This window comes from Streptomyces sp. NBC_00691, from assembly GCF_036226665.1.
Classification (GTDB): Bacteria; Actinomycetota; Actinomycetes; order Streptomycetales; family Streptomycetaceae; genus Streptomyces.
The window spans coordinates 1,656,439-1,674,288 of the sequence record NZ_CP109007.1; the positions used below are offsets into that span (position 1 = coordinate 1,656,439).

The 17,850-nt window shown below is 72.3% G+C and carries 16 protein-coding genes; 4 read left to right on the top strand and 12 right to left on the bottom strand.

Annotated features, from left to right (window positions below):
• Window positions 1-77 precede the first annotated feature (77 nt).
• From cobT to OG392_RS07395, 6 genes are all read right to left on the bottom strand, one after another.
• On the bottom strand, window positions 78-3,575 hold the full coding sequence (gene cobT / locus OG392_RS07370) for a nicotinate-nucleotide--dimethylbenzimidazole phosphoribosyltransferase (protein WP_329276817.1): 3,498 nt from the start codon (window positions 3,573-3,575) through the stop codon (window positions 78-80).
• 327 nt (window positions 3,576-3,902) lie between these two features.
• Window positions 3,903-5,135, bottom strand: coding sequence for a precorrin-6y C5,15-methyltransferase (decarboxylating) subunit CbiE (cbiE, locus tag OG392_RS07375; RefSeq protein ID WP_329276819.1), 1,233 nt, complete (start codon window positions 5,133-5,135; stop codon window positions 3,903-3,905).
• 67 nt (window positions 5,136-5,202) lie between these two features.
• Window positions 5,203-5,838 (bottom strand): GNAT family N-acetyltransferase, encoded by a 636-nt coding sequence (locus OG392_RS07380; RefSeq protein WP_329276821.1) that lies wholly within the window; start codon window positions 5,836-5,838, stop codon window positions 5,203-5,205.
• Window positions 5,839-6,035: 197 nt separating this feature from the next.
• Window positions 6,036-6,893, bottom strand: a complete 858-nt coding sequence (locus OG392_RS07385) for a MetQ/NlpA family ABC transporter substrate-binding protein (RefSeq protein ID WP_329276823.1) — start codon at window positions 6,891-6,893, stop codon at window positions 6,036-6,038.
• 93 nt (window positions 6,894-6,986) lie between these two features.
• The gene (locus OG392_RS07390) at window positions 6,987-7,655 is read right to left on the bottom strand and encodes a methionine ABC transporter permease (RefSeq protein ID WP_329276825.1); all 669 of its coding nucleotides are present in this window, start codon (window positions 7,653-7,655) and stop codon (window positions 6,987-6,989) included.
• Window positions 7,652-8,719, bottom strand: a complete 1,068-nt coding sequence (locus OG392_RS07395; RefSeq protein WP_329276827.1) for a methionine ABC transporter ATP-binding protein — start codon at window positions 8,717-8,719, stop codon at window positions 7,652-7,654. Before OG392_RS07395 ends, OG392_RS07390 begins: the two co-directional genes overlap by 4 nt.
• Window positions 8,720-9,291: 572 nt before the next feature.
• Here OG392_RS07395 and OG392_RS07400 point away from each other — a divergent pair.
• Window positions 9,292-9,654 (top strand): hypothetical protein, encoded by a 363-nt coding sequence (locus OG392_RS07400; RefSeq protein ID WP_329276829.1) that lies wholly within the window; start codon window positions 9,292-9,294, stop codon window positions 9,652-9,654.
• 2 nt (window positions 9,655-9,656) lie between these two features.
• On the top strand, window positions 9,657-10,091 hold the full coding sequence (locus tag OG392_RS07405; RefSeq protein ID WP_329276831.1) for a hypothetical protein: 435 nt from the start codon (window positions 9,657-9,659) through the stop codon (window positions 10,089-10,091).
• A gap of 1 nt (window position 10,092) precedes the next feature.
• Here the strand turns inward: OG392_RS07405 and OG392_RS07410 are convergent, their stop codons facing one another.
• The 3 genes from OG392_RS07410 to OG392_RS07420 form a co-directional block, all read right to left on the bottom strand.
• Window positions 10,093-10,596, bottom strand: a complete 504-nt coding sequence (locus OG392_RS07410) for a GNAT family N-acetyltransferase (protein ID WP_329276833.1) — start codon at window positions 10,594-10,596, stop codon at window positions 10,093-10,095.
• A gap of 36 nt (window positions 10,597-10,632) precedes the next feature.
• Entirely contained in the window at window positions 10,633-11,217 is a 585-nt protein-coding gene (locus tag OG392_RS07415) for a sigma-70 family RNA polymerase sigma factor (protein ID WP_329276835.1), read from the bottom strand.
• Window positions 11,218-11,358: 141 nt separating this feature from the next.
• A complete protein-coding gene (locus OG392_RS07420; RefSeq protein WP_329276837.1) occupies window positions 11,359-12,552 on the bottom strand; it encodes a glycerophosphodiester phosphodiesterase in 1,194 nt (397 codons plus the stop codon).
• A gap of 220 nt (window positions 12,553-12,772) precedes the next feature.
• Here OG392_RS07420 and OG392_RS07425 point away from each other — a divergent pair, with 220 nt between their 5' ends.
• Window positions 12,773-13,444: a lysophospholipid acyltransferase family protein gene (locus tag OG392_RS07425; RefSeq protein ID WP_329276840.1), complete on the top strand. Its 672-nt coding sequence runs from the start codon at window positions 12,773-12,775 to the stop codon at window positions 13,442-13,444.
• Window positions 13,445-13,550: 106 nt separating this feature from the next.
• On the opposite strand, the gene OG392_RS07430 is transcribed toward OG392_RS07425, so the two are convergent.
• Window positions 13,551-15,095, bottom strand: a complete 1,545-nt coding sequence (locus OG392_RS07430; protein ID WP_329276842.1) for an MFS transporter — start codon at window positions 15,093-15,095, stop codon at window positions 13,551-13,553.
• The gene (locus OG392_RS07435; protein WP_329276844.1) at window positions 15,092-15,643 is read right to left on the bottom strand and encodes a TetR/AcrR family transcriptional regulator; all 552 of its coding nucleotides are present in this window, start codon (window positions 15,641-15,643) and stop codon (window positions 15,092-15,094) included. Before OG392_RS07435 ends, OG392_RS07430 begins: the two co-directional genes overlap by 4 nt.
• Before the next feature lie 85 nt (window positions 15,644-15,728).
• Here OG392_RS07435 and OG392_RS07440 point away from each other — a divergent pair, with 85 nt between their 5' ends.
• Window positions 15,729-16,238 carry an HAD domain-containing protein gene (locus OG392_RS07440; RefSeq protein WP_329276846.1) on the top strand — a complete coding sequence of 170 codons (510 nt, stop codon included), beginning with the start codon at window positions 15,729-15,731 and terminating at the stop codon, window positions 16,236-16,238.
• A gap of 14 nt (window positions 16,239-16,252) precedes the next feature.
• Here OG392_RS07440 and argH read toward each other — a convergent pair whose 3' ends face one another.
• Entirely contained in the window at window positions 16,253-17,683 is a 1,431-nt protein-coding gene (argH, locus tag OG392_RS07445) for an argininosuccinate lyase (RefSeq protein ID WP_329276848.1), read from the bottom strand.
• Window positions 17,684-17,850 lie beyond the last annotated feature (167 nt).

Sequence of the window (17,850 nt, forward strand, 5' to 3'; positions counted from 1 at the left end):
CACGTGCTTCACGTGCGGAGCACGGGCCCCCACGCGTCCCCCCGCTCCCGTCGTGGGCGGGGGGACGCGCTCGGGTGCTACTTCTCGGTGACGCCCGCCGAGTCGAACGTGGCCACCTCGTGCATCGCGCGGGCCGCGCTCTGCACCAGCGGGAGGGCGAGCAGGGCGCCCGTGCCCTCGCCGAGACGGAGGTCCAGGTCGACCAGGGGGCGCAGGCCCAGCTTGTTGAGCGCGGCCACGTGGCCCGGCTCGGCGCTGCGGTGTCCGGCGATGCAGGCCGCGAGCGACTCCGGCGCGATCGCACGGGCCACCAGGGCCGCGGCGCCGGTGGAGACGCCGTCGAGGATCACCGGGGTACGCAGGGAGGCCGCGCCCAGGATCAGGCCGACCAGAGCCGCGTGCTCCAGGCCGCCGACCGCCGACAGGACGCCGATCGGGTCCGCCGGGTCCGGCTTGTGCAGGTCCAGGGCGCGCCGGACGACGTCCACCTTGCGGGCGTGCGTCTCGTCGTTGATGCCCGTGCCCCGGCCCGTCACGTCGGTCGGGTCGACGCCCGTGTAGACCGAGATCAGGGCCGCGGACGCCGTGGTGTTCGCGATGCCCATCTCGCCCGTGAGGAGGGCCTTGTTGCCGGCGGCCACCAGGTCGCGGGCCGTCTCGATGCCCACCTCGATCGCCGCCAGCACCTCGTCACGGGTCATCGCGGGACCCGTGGTGAAGTCGGCGGTGCCGGGGCGGACCTTGCGGGGCAGGAGACCGGGCGTGGCCGGGAGTTCGGACGCCACGCCCACGTCGATGACGCAGACCTCCGCGCCCACCTGGTTGGCGAAGGCGTTGCAGACCGCTCCCCCGCCGAGGAAGTTGGCCACCATCTGGCCGGTGACCTCCTGCGGCCAGGGCGTCACGCCCTGGGCGTGGACGCCGTGGTCGCCCGCGAAGATCGCGACGGCCGCCGGCTCCGGGATCGGCGGCGGGCAGACCCGGGAGAGACCCGAGAGCTGGGCCGCGATGATCTCCAGCATGCCGAGCGCGCCGGCCGGCTTGGTCATCCGCTTCTGGCGCTCCCACGCCTCGCCGAGCGCCTTCGCGTCCAGCGGGCGGATGTTGGCGATGGTCTCCTGGAGGAGGTCGTGCGGCTCCTCGCCGGGCAGCGCCCGTCGGCCGTAGGTCTCCTCGTGGACGACCCAGGCCAGCGGGCGGCGCTTGGACCAGCCCGCCTGCATCAGCTCGGGCTCCTCGGGGAACTCGTCGACGTAACCCACGCAGAGGTACGCGACCACTTCGAGGTGCTCGGGCAGGCCCAGGGTGCGGACCATCTCGCGCTCGTCGAAGAAGCTGACCCAGCCGACGCCGAGGCCCTCGGCGCGGGCCGCGAGCCAGAGGTTCTCGACGGCGAGGGCCGAGGAGTACGGGGCCATCTGCGGCTGCGTGTAGCGGCCGAGGGTGTGGCGGCCGCCGCGGGTCGGGTCGGCGGTCACGACGATGTTGACCGGGGTGTCGAGGATGGCCTCGATCTTGAGTTCCTTGAACTGCTTCGCCCGGGCCTTCGGCAGCGACTTGGCGTAGGCCTCGCGCTGTCGCGTGGCCAGCTCGTGCATCGACTGCCGGGTCTCGGCGGAGCGGATGACGACGAAGTCCCAGGGCTGCGAGTGACCGACGCTGGGCGCCGTGTGGGCCGCTTCCAGGACGCGGAGCAGCACCTCGTGCGGGATCGGGTCGGAGCGGAAGCCGTTGCGGATGTCGCGGCGCTCACGCATCACGCGGAGGACGGCCTCGCGCTCGGCGTCGTCGTAGCCGGGGGCGGGGGCCGACTCGGCTTCCTCGGCGACTGGGACCGTCTCCTCGGCGGCGGAGACCGTCCCCTCGGCGACCGGCACCGTCTCCGGCTGGGTCTCGGGGGCGGCCTCAGCGGCCTCTTCGGCCTCCGTGAGCGCAGCGGGGGTGACCGCTTCCTCGGCCTCGACCGGCTCCTCGGCCTGCGCCGCCTCGGCGACGGGCTCCGTCTCGGGCTCCGGGGCCGTCTCGGGCAGGGCCTCGGGGGCCTCGTCCGCGACGAAGGGGATCTCCTCGGCGACCGCCTCGACGGGAGCCTCCTCGGGGAGCTGTCCCTCCGCGGGCTGCTCCTCCGTCGCGGCGAGCAGCTCGGCCGGGACCTCGGCGACGGGCTCCGTCTCCTCGGGCCGCGGCTCAAGCTCCTGGGCCGGCACGGCCGCGGGCTCCTCGGCCACGGGCTCCAGGGCCACGAGCTCCTCTGCCGGCGCCGGCGCGGGCTCGGGGGCCTCGGCCGCCGGCTCGCCCTCTCGCGGGGCGGGTACGAGGGCCTGGACCTCGGGCGCCTCGGCCGGTGCCTCGGGTGCGGTCTCCTCGACTGCGACGGGGGCCTCGGGCTCGGACGGTCCTTCCGGCGCGGGGGCCGGCTCCGGGGCGGGGACCGGGGCCAGGTGGGGGGTCGTCGGGACGTTGCCCTCGACCTGGACGAACTGCCCGCTCTGCGGGACGACCGTTTCTGCGGGGAGGGCCGGGGCCTCGGGCTCCTGCGGCTGCGCGGCCCACGGCTCGGCGCCCTGCGGCGCGAGCTGCTGGTCCTGCGCGATCTCGAAGTACTCGGGACCGCTGGTCGGCGGACCCGGGTTCCGTACGGGCATCGGCACGGGGCCGGTGGCCACGAGCGGCTCGGGCGCGGCAACCGGCGCGGGCTGCGGGGCCGGCGCGGGCGCTGCTGCGGGGCCGCGGTCGGCCAGCGAGAGCACGACGCCGCCGGCCTCGGGCACGGGCGGGCCCATGTGCAGGGGGCGGCGGGCCGGCTGCGGGGCGGCCGGGGGTACCCGGACTCCGGAGAGGTCGACGGAGCCGGAGTCGCGGCCGGCGGCCTCGTGCGCGCCGGTGTCGAGGACGCCGGGCTCGTAGCCGTGCCGGGTGGGCTCCTGCTCCTGCGGTGCCACGGGGACGCCGTGCGCGGGGGTGCCGGTCGGCTGGTCCACGGGGACGCCGTGGGCGGGCGTGCCCATCGGCTGGTCCGTCGGGATGCCCTGCGCGGGGGTGCCGGTGAGCTGGTCCAGCGGGGTGCCGTGGGCCGGGGTGCCGGTGAACGGGACGCCGTGCGCGGGGGTGCCCTGCGGCTGGTCCATGGGGACGCCGTGCGCCGGTGTCCCCATGGGGACACCCTGCGGCGGGGTCTGGTGCTGCGGGGCCGTGAGGACGTCGGCGAGGGCGACGGAGTCCAGCGGGGCCGTGAGGGGGTCCGGCAGCGGGTCGGTGAGCGGGTCACCGATCGCGGCGGGCGCCTCGGGGGCCGCCGGGTGCCCTGCCGGCACGCCCTGGTGGGGGACCGACTGGTTCGGCACCACGGGGGCGGCGGGCGGCGGCACGGCGACCGGCGGGGCGGGCGGGATGCCCGGCGGGTGCTCGCTCCAGGCGCCCTGGGCGCCCGGCATCAGCAGAAGGTCGTCGTCCTCGGTGGTGTGCTCGGAGGGGTCCAGGAAGGTGTACGCGCCCGGTGCGGGGATGCCCGGCTGCTCGACCATGCCTGCGTTCTCCGGCAGCCCCTCGCCCGGGACCTGGCCGGTGTCCGTCATGCGTACCCCTCGCCCATCGCTTGTGCTCCTTCAGACCTGCGCCCGTCGACAAGAACGAGCGCGCGCGCCGCGCGGCACGAAGGACACGCGGACACCCACACATTGTCGCGGCCCCGGGCCCTCGTGGCAGGGAGATTTGCCACGGTGCGCTGTGGACTGCGCCACGTCGCGCGGTCCCCCCTTGTCGCGTACCACGTCAGCGGCGCAATGTGGCCACCAATTCAGGACATTGACGAACGAAGCGCCGAACATCCGGATGCGGTACAACAATCGGCCAGCCTACCTGGCCCGACGGGCGGCACCGTCACGGGTGGGGGGTGCCGCCCACTAGGCGTGGGGGGTATCGGTCCTGCGGCCGGAGAGCAGGAAGACGACCGAACGCTCGCGTTCCGACCAGTCGTGCGGATCGAGTCCGACGGTCTGGAGGAGCAGGCTCTCGACGGTGTAGCCGCCGTCGGCGAGGGCGGCGCCGATCCCCTCGGCCTCGTCCCGGGTGGAGGCGTGGGCGACGATGCGTTCCGGCCGTCGGTCGGTGCAGGCGGTGACGACGGCGACCCCGCCGGCCGCGATGCGGACGACATCGGGTTCGGGCAGGCTCTCCAGGACGTGCGGGGCCCGGCCGCGCACGGTCTGGAGGGGTACGCCATGGCGGCGGGCGGCCTGCTCGGTGCGGCCGCAGGCGGCCGGGTCGAGGTCCACGGCGATGACGGCGGCGCCGAAGCGGGCGGCCTCGACGGAGAAGGCGCCGCCCGCGCAGCCGATGTCCCAGACGAGGTCGCCGGTGCGGGGCCCGAGGCGGGCGAGCTGGGCGGCGCGCAGGGACGGGTCCTCGCCCGCGCCGGTCCGGGTGCCGTGTGCGGCGGGGTCGTACTCCCCCGTGGGCAGGCCCCAGCCGCGGACCGGGGGCGCAGCCGGGTCCTGGCCCATCAGCCAGGGGGCAGCGGGGGTCCCGCCCGCGGTGCCGCCGATGACGAGGACGACGTTCGGGTCGCGCCAGCTGTGGTCGGCGGCCTTGTCGGAGGTGAGGACGGAGACCTGTTCGCGGTCGGTGCCGAGTTCCTCGCAGACGACGAAGGTGCGGTGGACGCCGTCGAGGAGCAGAGCGAGTTCGGCGGGTCCGGCGCCGGGCGAGGTGAGGACGGCGACCTTGGGGTGGGCGCGGCAGACGTTGACGGCGCGGCGCAGGGTGCGCTGGTGGGCGACGACGATCCGGGCGTCCTCCCAGGGCATCCCGGCGCGGGCGAACGCGGCGGCGACGGAGGAGACGGCGGGGACGACCTCGACCTCGAGGCCGTGTTCGGGGGCGCGCAGGGTGCGGACGACACCGAAGAAGCCGGGGTCGCCGTCGGCGAGGACGACGGCGGTGCCGCGGTGGCCGGCGATGCGGCGGGCGGCGAGGTCGACGCTGCCGAGGCGGATGCGTTCGGCGCCGGGCGGGATCTCGGGCAGCGCCAGGTGGTGGGCGGCGCCCGCCACCAGGGTGGCGGCGGAGAGCGCGGACCGGGCCGCCGCGGTGAGGGGCGAGCCGTCCCAGCCGATCACCGTGACGCGGTCGGCCATTCGTCGTCTCCTGGTGTCTTCGCAGGTCGGGGGCGTGCCGAGCGTACCCCGGGTGGGGCCGCCGGGATCAGCTCCAGTCGGTGTACGAGGAGTATCCGGCCTCGGCCATCTGGTCGGCGACGCCGTCGAGGTCCTCGGGGAGGAGGCCCCACACGATGTAGTCGGTGCGCAGCTCGGTCCAGCTGCCGTCCTCGGTGCGGGTGCGGGCTATGCAGGCGTTGCGCAGGACGCCCTCGCTGATGCAGCCGATCTTCTGGGCGACCTGCTGGGAGGCGGTGTTGTCGGCGGCGGTGCGCAGTTCGAGGCGCTCGAACTTCTGGTCGCCGAAGAGCCACTGGGCGGTGGCGAGGGCGGCTTCGGAGGCGTATCCCTCACCGCGGGCCCAGGGGGCGACGATGTAGGAGATCTCGGTGGAGCGGACCTTCCAGTCCGTCCTGGCCAGCTGGACGATGCCGACCAGGCGCTGGGTGAGGAACTCGGTGACGGCGAGGTCGATGCCCCGGCCCGCGGCGCGTTCGGCGGGCGCGTACTCGGTGATCCAGCGGCGGGCGGCGGCCTCGGTGTAGGGCTGGGGCACCGCGGTCCAGGCGCCGACGAGTTCGTCGTTCATCATCTCGGCGAGGGCGGGGGCGTCCCCCTCCTCGAGCGCGCGCAGCACCAACCGGTCCGTGTTGATGGAGATGTCCGGAAAGGTGGTAGTCATGCGCAGCTCCATGCCGTGGACCGTCCGAATCGACCGTGAACGCACAGCATGCAGCATGAAGGCGCCGGTGCGCATGGCCGGGTCGGTGTCGGGTGGGAGGTGTGCCGAAGGCCCCGCGCACCGGACGGGGTGCGAGGGGCCTTCCGCTCAAGGACTGTACGGGGGAACCGGTCTGACGGCCCCTCGGACGCCGGAGTCTACTGGGCGGCGCCGAAGGCGGGGATGACCGAGCCCTTGTAGGTGTCCTCGATGTACTTCTTCACCTCGGGCGAGTTGAGGAGCTTGGCGAGCTTCTGCACGCGGGCGTCCTTCTCGTTGCCCTCCTTGACGGCGAGGAAGTTGGCGTACGGGTTGCCGTCCGCCTTCTCCAGGGCGATGGCGTCCTTGGCCGGCGAGAGCTTGGCCTCGATGGCGTAGTTGCCGTTGATGACGGCGGCGTCCACGTCGTTCAGGGCGCGGGGCACGGTGGCGGCCTCCAGCTCCTTGAACTCCAGGCCCTTCTTGTCGGTGATGTCGGAGAGCTTGGCGTTGGTGCCGACACCCGGCTTGATGGTGATCAGGCCGTTCTCGGCGAGCAGCTGGAGCGCGCGGCCGCCGTTGGTGGTGTCGTTGGGGACGGCGATGGTCTGGCCCGCCTTGATGTCCTTCACCGACTTGATGTTCTTGGAGTAGAGGCCCAGCGGCTCCAGGTGGACGTCGACCACCGGGACGATGTGGGTGTTGTTCTTCTTGTTGAAGTCGTCGAGGTACGGCTTGTGCTGGAAGAAGTTGGCGTCGACCTGGCCGGACTCGGTTGCGGTGTTCGGCAGGACGTAGTCCGTGAACTCCTTCACCTCCAGCTTCAGGCCGGCCTTCTCGGCCAGGTTGTCCTTGACGTAGTCGAGGATGTCGGCGTGGGGCGTCGGGGACGCGGCGACGACGAGCGCCTTGGAGGTGTCGCCGGAGCCGGCCGAGTCCTTGGACCCGGGGTCCGAGGAGGTGCCGCAGGCGCTGAGGCCGAGGGCGAGGGCGGCCGTGGTGGCGATACCGGCGGTGAGCTTGATGTTCTTACGCACGAAGAGTGCCTCTTTCCGGTGGTGCGGTGGTCGCCTGGACAACAAGTCCGGGCTGTTCTTCGAAAGGACGAAGTCGGTGTGGCCGGGAGGCCGTTACGCGGTACGGCCCCGGCGGGCGAGGAGTCGTACGACTCCGTCGCCGATCAGCTGGACGACGGTCACGATCAGGACCAGGACGATGACGGTGACCAGCATGAACGTGGTGTCGAAGCGCTGGTATCCGTAGGTGACGGCCTTGGAGCCGAGTCCCTCGCCGCCGACCGCGCCGGCCATCGCCGAGTAGCCGATGAGGACGATGACCGTGGTGGTGACGCCCGAGATCAGCGAGGGCAGAGCCTGCGGGAGCAGCACCTTGCGGACGATGGTGGGGATGCCGCCGCCCATGGCCTGGACGGCCTCGACGAGCCCGTGGTCGACCTCGCGGACGGAGGTCTCGACGAGGCGCGCGAAGAAGGGGATGGCGCCGATGGCGAGCGGCACGATCATCGCGGTGGGACCGATGAAGGTGCCGACGACGAGGGTGGTGAAGGGGATCAGGGCGATCAGCAGGATGATGAACGGCAGCGAACGCCCGATGTTCACGATCGCACCGACGACCTTGTTGACCGGCAGGTTCTGCAGCAGTCCGCCCTTGTCCGTGAGGACGAGGAGGATGCCGAGCGGCAGGCCGCCGAGCACGGTGACGACGGTGGCCCACAGGACCATGTAAAGGGTGTCGACGGTGCCCTGCTCCAGCAGTGGCTGCATCTCGGACCAGGTCACTTGGCACCTTCCTTCACGAGCAGGGTCGCCGCGTCCTGGGCAACCGTTTCTTCGGTGAGCGTCTCCTCGACGACCTCGACCTGGAGGCCCTGCTCGCGCAGGAAGCCGACCGGGACGACGTTGTCCTCGTACCGCCCGGGCAGTTCGATCCGCATCCGGCCGATCTGCCGTCCGCCGACGGTGTCCATCGCCGCCCCGAGGATCGAGATGTCGATGTTGTACGTGCGGGAGAGCTGCGAGATCACGGGCCGGCTCGCGGCGTCGCCGTGGAAGGTGACGTCGACGACCGTGCGGTCGGGGCCGGTGTGGGCGCCGCTGACCGGGAAGAGCTCGGCCGCCAGCTGGGAGCCGGGGGTGGCGAGCAGTTCGCTCACGGTGCCGGACTCGACGATGCGGCCCTTCTGCATCAGCGCGGCCGAGTCGCAGATCGTCTTGACGACGTCCATCTCGTGCGTGATGAGCAGGACGGTGAGGCCGAGCTGCTGGTTGAGGTCGCGCAGCAGCTGGAGGATGGAGCGGGTGGTCTCCGGGTCGAGGGCGCTGGTGGCCTCGTCGGAGAGCAGGACCTTGGGCTCGCCGGCCAGGGCGCGGGCGATGCCGACGCGCTGCTTCTGGCCGCCGGAGAGCTGGCCCGGGTAGGACTTGGCCTTGTCGGCGAGGCCGACCAGGTCGAGGAGTTCGAGGGCGCGGCGGGAACGCTCGGCTCCGGAGACGCCGAGGATCTCCAGGGGAAGCTCGATGTTGTCCTTCACCGTGCGGGAGGACAGCAGGTTGAAGTGCTGGAAGACCATGCCGATGCTGCTGCGCGCCCGGCGCAGGTCCTTGCCCGCGCGGCGGCTCCGGCCGGCGAGGGCGGTGAGGTCCACGCCGTCGACGGTCACGGTGCCGGAGGTGGGGCGCTCCAGGAGGTTGACGCAGCGGATGAGCGAGGACTTGCCGGCGCCGCTCTGGCCGATCACGCCGAATACCTCGCCCTCACGGACGTGGAGGTCGACTCCGTCCAGAGCGGTGACCTGTCGGCCGCGCGACTCGTAGACCTTGGTCAGGCCCGAAGTGGTGATCACAGGGATTTTCCGTCACTGTCGAGTGCGCGACGCGGGGTCCGTCGTGCACGGGGCATTCGTCTTCGGACAGTCAGGCGCACGGGGGCCGGTCCGGCGGGTGGCCGGGGTCTCGGCGGTGCGCGGGGCGGGCACGGTCCATCGCCGGAAGGCGGGAGGAACGGCACGGCCGTCGGTCTCGCTTCGGGGCGCGAAACTCAGGCGGGGGCCCTCAGAAGGCGCACATTCGACACATACAACGAGCACCGGGCGTGGGGATCGCCTCGGTCGCAAGGGTGCGGCTGCTCGTCGTGGTCATGTCGGCAAGTAAAGCATGCGCAGGTGCGAACGAAAGGGGGCTGTCCGAATAGCGGACGCCATTGAGACGCCATGCGGACACTCCGGAGGGCTTCGTTCCGCCCGTTCTCCCCGTGTGGCCTGCGGGGACGGGCGCCCTGCGCCGGGGCTCACGCGGGGTCCGTCGAGGGCCTCTCGGGCGCCGGCTGTGGCCAAGGCCACGGTCCGCTCGCGGGCACGCGGCGACGGCGCGGGGGGCGAGCGCATCGGGCCATTCGCACCGTAATACCCTCGGGCGCATGCTTGACGCCCTGACGGTCGCGGTCTCCGTGGCCGCGCTCGCCCTCGCCGCCTGGTGCGGCTTCGCCGCCTTCCGCGACCAGTCGACCAAGGACTGGCACTTCATCGGCATGGCCGTGGTGACCTTCCTCGTCCTGGTCCAGCTGATCGTCGGGATCGTGCAGCTGACACGGGGCGAGAAGACGGAGGAGGGCGCGACGATCTTCGTCGCCTATCTGCTCGGGGCGCTGTGCGCGGTGCCCATCGCCGGCTTCATGTCGCTCGCGGAGCGCAGCCGGTGGGGTTCGGCCACGGTGGCCGCGGGCGCGGTCGTCCTGGCCGTGCTCGAAGTGCGTCTCTACGACATCTGGACGGTGGGCTGACCATGACCGAGACGCAGGAGAAGGCCGCGCAGGGCACGAAGGCCCGTCTCGTCACGGGCCCCGGCATCCTGCTGGTGTGGCTCTACGGAGTGATGTCGGTCGGCGCGGTCTCGCGCTCGATCTACCAGATCGCCACCGAGTTCGACCGGGCGCCGCTCGCGTACAGCCTGTCGGCGGTGGCCGCCGTCGTCTACGCCTTCATCACCTACACGCTGGTGCGGGGCGGGGAGAAGGCCCGCAGGGCGGCGCTGGTGTGCTGCGCCGCCGAGCTCACGGGCGTACTGATCGTGGGGACCTGGACGCTGGTCGAGCCGTCCGCCTTCCCGGACGCGACGGTCTGGTCGGACTACGGCTACGGCTATCTCTTCATCCCGGTCCTGCTGCCGCTGAGCGGCATCTGGTGGCTGCGCCGGTCGCGTACCGCGGCGGCCGCCTGAGTCAGGCCGCGGCCTTCTCCAGGGTCACCAGGGTGAGCCTGGGGCCGAGCTCGCGGGTGGAGACCTGCGCGTACCCCTTGCGGCGGTAGAGGCGCAGGTTGCCCTCGCTGCGGTGGCCGGTGAAGAGCTGGAAGCGCTTGGGCGACGGAGCCGGCCGGGCGGCCGGCTCGGCCGTCCCGGCGAAGTGGCGCTCGATGCCGTCGAGAAGGCGGCCGCCGAGGCCGTGCCGCCGCATCCGCGGGTGCACGATCAGCTTGGCGATCCGTACCGTGCCGTCGTCGTCGAGTCTGGCCCGCACCGAGGCGACGACCTCGTCGCCGAGGCGGGCCACCAGCCCGTGTCCCTCGTCCAGTTCGGCGCGCAGGCCGTCGAGCGACTGGGTGAGCGGTTCGATGGACCAGTCCCCGTAGAGCTCCGCCTCGCTCTGGTAGCAGAGGTACTGCAGCTTCAGGATGTGCTCCGCGTCCGCCGCGTCCGCCGCTGAGATGGTCACACTCAGGCCCATGTGTGCACGCCTCCCGCTCATCTGTCGATCATCGGTTTAACGCACCCTTCCCCGTCGGCCGGGGGCGGGAACCTCTGCAGCCAGCATTCTGCGCAGGCATCCCAGGCAACGGGAACGCATCGGCCCCAGACTGCCCTGTGAGATACCCAACTCTCCTGCGATTTCCCGGTACGTGGGGTCCTCGGGATCGAGCATCGCGGTCAGCACCCGGGGGCAGCGGCCGGGGGTCCTGGTCACGGCGGCGCGCAGCGTGCGACGGCCCTCGGCGGCCATCAGCGAGTGCTCCGGGGAGCCCTGGGGGCCGGAGGTGCCCGGGTCGTGGCCGGGTTCGTCGCGGTAGGGGCGCTCCCGGTCACTCGTCCTGCGGGCCCGGCGGGCCTCCGCGCGGACGGCGCGGCGCAGCCACTCGGCGGGGCGCTCGGGGGCGGTGCCCGTCTCGCGGAGCCGCTCCAGGAGACGGAGCCAGACGGCCTGTTCCAGATCGCTCGGCTCGACGCCCGCGGCCGGCGCCTCGGCGTCCGACTCGGCGGCGAGCAGCGGGGCGAGGGCGGCGAGGAGCCCGGGGGTGGCGTCCGCGGCGGACGCGGGGGTGGTCACGGGCGTGGTCACGGGGATGGTCATGTACCGCACCATGCCGGGGCACGCGGGCGTGGTTGCGGTGCGGGCGTCAAACCACCCGGGAGGAGGGCGTGCGGGCCCGTTCGGCGGACCCGCACGGTCCTCGGGTGCGCGGTGCGCGCACGGTCCCCGGGTGCGCGGTGCTCAGTCGCGTGCGGTGAAGTCCGCCGCGCCCAGCAGGGCGGTGTCCGGGTTGTCGGAGAAGATGCCGTCGATCCCCGTCTCCAGGTAGCGCTTCAGCGCCCCGAAGGAGTCCCCGTAAGCCGTCGGGTCCGTCCCCCGGCGGAACTCCACGGGCAGGAAGGAGTTCTCGTTGCGGTGGGTGTACGGGTGGAGGATCAGGCCCTGCGCGTGGGCGTCGCGGACCAGGGTGGTCGGGTCGCCGAGGCGGCCGCTCGCGTCCTTCGGGATCACCAGGTCGAGCGTGGGGCCGATGCCCTTGGCGTAGGAGGCGATCCAGCGCAGGCCCTTGGGCGTGACCAGGTCGGCGACCGTCCGCGGGTCCCCGGCCTGGACGAAGTCCCAGGGGCGGCCGGTCGCGCCGGAGAGCAGGACCACGCCGGGCGAGTCCACCAGCTTCGCGAGGCGCTGGATGCTGGTCGGCTCGAAGGACTGCAGGAAGACCGGGGAGTCGGCGCGGTGGCGGCCGTACCGGCGGAGCAGCTTGGCGAGGCGCTCCTCCAGGCCGAGGCCGAGGGAGCGGAAGTAGGTGGGGTGCTTGGTCTCGACGTGCAGCCAGATCTCGCGGCCCCGGCGGCGGCCCTCCTCCTCGGCCCAGCGCAGGACCTCCTCGAAGGTGGGTATCGTCCAGCGGCCGTCGTACAGGGTGTTCTCCTGGCGGACGGCCGGAATGCGTTCCTTGGCGCGGAGGGTCTTGAGCTCGGCGAGCGTGAAGTCCTCGGTGAACCAGCCGGTGAGGGAGACGCCGTCGACGCTCTTGGTGGTCTTCCGGGACGCGAACTCCGGGTGGTCGGCGACATCGGTGGTGCCGGTGATGTCGTTCTCGTGACGGCAGACCAGATGCCCGTCCTTGGTGGGGACGAGGTCCTGCTCGATGACGTGGGCGCCGAGGTCCAGGGCGTGCCGGTAGGAGCCGAGGGTGTGCTCGGGGCGGTAGCCGCTGGCGCCCCGGTGGGCGATGACGGTGGGGGCGGGGAGGGAGCGGTAGCCGCGGCCGTGGCCGTGGCCGTGGCCCGCGGCGGCGGACGGGGCGGCCCCCGACGCGTCCGCCTGTGCCACGCCGCCGGTGGCGAGGGCCGTGGAGGCGCCGAGGACGGTGGCGCCCGCCGCTCCGAGAACCGTGCGCCGGGCGGGGATCCGGCGTTCGCCCTGGGTCATGTGGTGTCCTCCTGTGTCATGTCCCGCACCTGTCGACGGGTGCCTCCGACGCTAGGCATCGGGGCCCTACGTACGGCAGACCTACGCCGAACATGGCGGAAACACACGTCAACACTGCGTATCCACTCGGTGAACCCGATGTGCGCACGGACGTGACCCGCGAGTATCGTCGCCAGCTGCACCGTCAGCTCGACTGACCCGCATCCCACCGGAGGAACCGTTGTCCCGTCTCGCGATCATCAAGGCAGTGCTCGGGCCGGTCATGCGCCTGATGTTCCGCCCCCGCGTGGAGGGCGCCGAGAACATCCCGGGGACCGGTCCCGTCATCCTCGCGGGCAACCACCTGACGTTCATCGACTCGATGATCATGCCGATCTGCCTGGACCGTCCGGTCTACTTCATCGGCAAGGACGAGTACGTGACCGGCAAGGGGATCAAGGGCCGGGCGATGGCCTGGTTCTTCACCAGCGTCGGCATGATCCCGGTGGACCGGGACGGCGGCCGCGGTGGTGTGGCGGCCCTGATGACCGGCCGCCGCATCCTCGAGGAGGGCAGGATCTTCTCGATCTACCCGGAGGGCACCCGCTCCCCCGACGGCCGTCTGTACCGGGGCCGTACGGGTATCGCGCGGCTCACCCTGATGACGGGCGCCCCGGTGATCCCGTTCGCGATGATCGGCACCGACAAGATCCAGCCGGGCGGCGCGGGCTTCCCGCGTCCGGGCCGGGTGACGGTCCGCTTCGGCGAGGCGATGGAGTTCTCTCGGTACGACGGCATGGACCGCGACCGCTATGTGCTGCGGGCGGTGACGGACTCGGTGATGGCCGAGGTCATGCGGCTGTCGGGGCAGGAGTACGTGGACATGTACGCCACCAAGGCGAAGGCGGCCTGACGCTTCCGGGCGGCGGCGCTCCAGGGCCCGCGGGGTGCCCGGCGGCATGTGACGGTGCCCCGTACGGCCTCCTGGCCGTACGGGGCACCGTCGTATACGCCGGGCGTCAGTGCTCGACGCCGTCCTCCAGCTTCTGGCCCTTGAGCAGGAACCAGGCCGCGACCGCCGTCGCGAGGAGGACCGCCGCGCCGACACCGGCCGCGATCCGCAGACCGTCGACGAAAGCCTCCTGGGCGGCCGACACCAGGGCCGTCGCCGCGTCCGGGGCGAGGGCGCCGGAGGCCTCGACCGCGCCGCCGAGCGATTCGTGGGCGGCGGACGCCACGTCGGAGGGGACGTCGGCCGGAGTGGCGAAGCCCCGGTAGACACCGGTCACGATCGAGCCGAGGACGGCGATGCCGAGCGCGGCGCCCAGCTCGTACGCCGTCTCCGAGACCGCGGACGCGGAGCCCGCCTGGTCCTTCGGGACGCTGGACAGGATCACGTCGGCGGTGACGGTGAAGGCGAATCCGGCGCCCACGCCGACGACGAGCAGGGCCGCGCCGAGCAGCGGGTAGCCGGTGTGCTGGTCGAGCGTCGTCAGGACCGCGAGCGAGAGGCCGACCGCGGCGAGACCACCGGCCACGACGGACCGTACGGAGAAGCGGCGGGCCACCAGACCCGCGATCAGCCCGGCCGTGACCGCGCCGACCGCCGCGGGGAGTTCGGCGAGCCCGGCCTCCAGCGGCTGTCGGCCCTGGACCAGCTGGAAGAACTGGGACAGGAAGAACACCAGGCCGGAGAGGCCGAGGATGGTCAGCAGGTCGGCGAGCACGGCGCCCGAGAAGCCGCGGTGGCGGAACAGCCGCATGTCCAGGAGCGGCGCGGGCAGGGTGAGCTGCCGTCGGACGAACCAGGTCAGGGCACCGGCGCCGATCAGGGCGGCGACGCCCGCGTCCGCGGAGAGGCCGTGCGAGGCCAGTTCCTTGATCGCGTAGACGAGGCCGATCAGGCCGACGAGGGAGAGTCCGACGCTCGGCAGGTCCCAGGGACCGGGGGCGGGATTCCTGGACTCCGGGATCAGCTTGATGCCGACGACGACGAGGACCGCCATGACGGGCAGGTTGATCAGGAAGACCGAGCCCCACCAGAAGTGCTCCAGGAGGAAGCCTCCGACGACGGGTCCGACGGCGGCGCCGGCCGAGGCCATGGCACCCCAGATGCCGATGGCGAGGCTGCGCTCGCGCGGGTCGTGGAAGAGGTTCCGGATGAGCGCCAGGGTGGACGGCATCAGGGTCGCGCCGGCGACGCCGAGCAGGGCGCGCGCCACGATCATCATCTCGGGGCTGGTCGCGTAGGCGTTCAGCACGGAGACGGCACCGAAGGCGGTGGCACCGATCAGGAGCAGCTTCTTGCGGCCGATGCGGTCGCCGAGGCTGCCCATGGTGACCAGGAGTCCGGCGATGACGAAGGAGTAGACGTCGCCGATCCAGAGGAGCTGGGTGCCGGAGGGCTTCAGGTCCTCGGAGAGGAAGGGGGTGGCGAGTCCCAGTACCGTGGCGTCGACCGCCACGAGGAGGACGGCCAGGACGAGAACGGAGAGGGCGAGCCACCGGCCGGGGCGGCGCACGCCCTCGGTATGACCGGTGGTCCTGAGGGTGCTGACGGTCACTTCTCCACGCTCCTGCGCGCTCCGCCGAGCAGCAGCTCGGCGATCATGTACTGAAAGTCCTTGGCGGCGACCCGGCCGTCCTGCACGGCCCAGGCGCCGGAACCGACGAGCCCGTAGAAGGCCTCGGTGAGCCAGGCGGGGGTCAGGTCGATCCGGAAGACGCCGTTCTCCTGGCCGCGCCGGAAGAGCGCGGAGACCCGGTCGTCGATGCGTGCCCAGCCCTCGTTCTGCCCGTCGCCCTCAAAGAGCTGGTTCTCGGTGACGAGGAACGACAGCAGAGGGGCGAGGTGCTCCACCTCGGCCACGATCCGGCGTACCGCCTCGTCCTCGGGCCCGTCCTCGGGCGCGGCCCGTTCGAGCGCGGCCTCGATCTCCTGCAGTCCGTGCTCTTCCAGCGCCCGTACGAGCGCGTCCCGTCCGGCGAAGTGCCGGTGCAGCGTGGCGCGGCCGATCCCGGCGGCCCGGGCGACCTCGTCCATCGTGGCGGTCGCCTTGCGGGAGAGCAGGGCGGCGGCTGCGTGGAGCACCTGGGTGCGATCGACTGACATGAGACGACCATACACCGAATGAGACACTCATGTCTCATTCAATAGTTCGACGCCTCACCCGAGGCAGGAACGGAATGCTGTGGACATGACGAAGCCGCTGCTGCTGATCGACGTCGACGGGCCGCTGAACCCCTACGCGGCGAAGCCCGAGCGGCGCCCCGAGGGATATGCGACCCACCGGATGCGGCCGGGCGGCTGGTTCGGGACGAAGCCGCTGCGGGTGTGGCTGAATCCCGCGCACGGGGACGAGCTGCGCGCGCTGGCGGAGGCGTACGAACTGGTCTGGGCGACGACCTGGAAGGGCGAGGCTAACGACTGGATAGGGCCCCGGCTGGGACTCCCCGTACTGCCGTTCATCGACTGGCCCCAGATGCACGGAAAGGCCCCTCGCGGGACCTTCTGGAAGACGCAGTACATCCTGGAGTACGCGGCGGGGCGACCGTTCGCCTGGGTCGACGACGACATCACCGTGTACGACCGGGAGTTCGTGGAGCGGAACCACCTGGCCGCCGCCCTGCTGCTGCACGTCGACCCCCGGCTCGGACTGCTCCGGCCGGACTTCGACGCGCTCGCGGACTGGGCGGCGGCGCTGTGACGCGTTGAGGGGGGCTACTTCTTCTTGGCGGCCGCCCAGGCGTGCTGGATCACCAGGTCGGCCTTGACCTCGACGAGCTGGACGGCGACCGCCGACGGGGCGGTGCCGCCGCGGCCGTCGCGGGAGGCGAGGGCGCCGGGGACGTCGAGGACCGTACGGACCTCGGGGGTGAGGTGCTCGGAGATCTTGGCGAACTGCTCGTCCGTCAGCTCGTCCAGCTCCTTGCCCTCGGACTCGGCGACCTTCACGCACTCGCCGGCCACCTCGTGCGCCACCCGGAACGGCACGCCCTGCTTGACCAGCCACTCCGCGATGTCGGTGGCGAGCGAGAAGCCGGCCGGGGCCAGCTCCTCCATGCGCTCCCGGTTGACGGTGAGCGTGGCCATCATGCCCGTGAAGGCGGGCAGCAGGACCTCGAGCTGGTCGCAGGAGTCGAAGACCGGCTCCTTGTCCTCCTGGAGGTCACGGTTGTAGGCGAGCGGAAGCGCCTTGAGCGTGGCGAGGAGGCCGGTGAGGTTGCCGATGAGACGACCGGACTTGCCCCGGGCGAGTTCGGCGATGTCCGGGTTCTTCTTCTGCGGCATGATCGACGAGCCGGTGGAGAAGGCGTCGTGGAGGGTCACGAAGGAGAACTCCTTCGTGTTCCAGATGATGATCTCCTCCGCGATCCGCGAGACGTCGATGCCGATCATCGCGGTGATGAAGGCGAACTCGGCGACGAAGTCGCGGGAGGCCGTGCCGTCGATCGAGTTGCCGACCGAACCGCGCTCGAAGCCCAGGTCCTTGGCGACCGCCTCCGGGTCGAGTCCGAGGGAGGAGCCGGCGAGGGCGCCGGAGCCGTACGGGGAGACGGCCGTGCGGGTGTCCCACTGCCGCAGCCGCTCGGCGTCCCGGGAGAGGGACTGGGCGTGGGCCAGGACGTGATGGGCGAAGAGCACCGGCTGGGCGTGCTGGAGGTGCGTACGGCCGGGCATGGCGACGCCCGGGTGCGCCTCGGCGAGGCCGACGAGGGCGTCCTGGAGGTCGGCGACGAGACCGCCGATGATCCGGGCGTGGTCGCGCAGGTACATCCGGAAGAGGGTGGCGACCTGGTCGTTGCGGGACCGGCCGGCACGCAGCTTGCCGCCGAGGTCCGGGCCGACGCGCTCCAGGAGACCGCGCTCGAGGGCGGTGTGGACGTCCTCGTCCGCGATGGTGCCGACGAGGGTGCCGTCGGCGACGTCCGCCGCCAGCCGGTCGAGACCGGCGAGCATGCGGGTCAGCTCGTCCTCGGTGAGCAGCCCGGCCTTGTGCAGCACGCGCGCGTGGGCGCGGGAACCGGCGATGTCGTACGGCGCGAGACGCCAGTCGAAGTGGACCGACGCGGACAACTTCGCCAGGGCCTCGGCGGGCCCGTCGGCGAACCGTCCGCCCCAGAGCCGGACGTCACCGTTGTTGCTGCTCACAGCTGCTGCTCCTCGGGAGAATGGGTACTGCCGTCACCGCCGCGTCCACGCAGGGGGCGGGCGGCGACCTGTTCAACGGGGGCGGGTCACGCCAGGGTCGGCGGCGGCGCCGACGGCATCCCGGCGTAGGCATAACTATGCAATGCACCGTATGTTTTGTCAACGCG

Bases quoted from the DNA above. Each gene is read 5' to 3' on its own strand.
- OG392_RS07380 (WP_329276821.1), bottom strand. From the start codon at position 5,838: ATGACTACCACCTTTCCGGACATCTCCATCAACACGGACCGGTTGGTG.
- OG392_RS07405 (WP_329276831.1), top strand. From the start codon at position 9,657: ATGACCGAGACGCAGGAGAAGGCCGCGCAGGGCACGAAGGCCCGTCTC.
- cbiE (WP_329276819.1), bottom strand. From the start codon at position 5,135: ATGGCCGACCGCGTCACGGTGATCGGCTGGGACGGCTCGCCCCTCACC.
- cobT (WP_329276817.1), bottom strand. From the start codon at position 3,575: ATGACGGACACCGGCCAGGTCCCGGGCGAGGGGCTGCCGGAGAACGCA.
- OG392_RS07420 (WP_329276837.1), bottom strand. From the start codon at position 12,552: ATGACCCAGGGCGAACGCCGGATCCCCGCCCGGCGCACGGTTCTCGGA.
- OG392_RS07415 (WP_329276835.1), bottom strand. From the start codon at position 11,217: ATGACCATCCCCGTGACCACGCCCGTGACCACCCCCGCGTCCGCCGCG.
- OG392_RS07410 (WP_329276833.1), bottom strand. From the start codon at position 10,596: ATGGGCCTGAGTGTGACCATCTCAGCGGCGGACGCGGCGGACGCGGAG.
- OG392_RS07440 (WP_329276846.1), top strand. From the start codon at position 15,729: ATGACGAAGCCGCTGCTGCTGATCGACGTCGACGGGCCGCTGAACCCC.
- OG392_RS07435 (WP_329276844.1), bottom strand. From the start codon at position 15,643: ATGTCAGTCGATCGCACCCAGGTGCTCCACGCAGCCGCCGCCCTGCTC.
- OG392_RS07400 (WP_329276829.1), top strand. From the start codon at position 9,292: ATGCTTGACGCCCTGACGGTCGCGGTCTCCGTGGCCGCGCTCGCCCTC.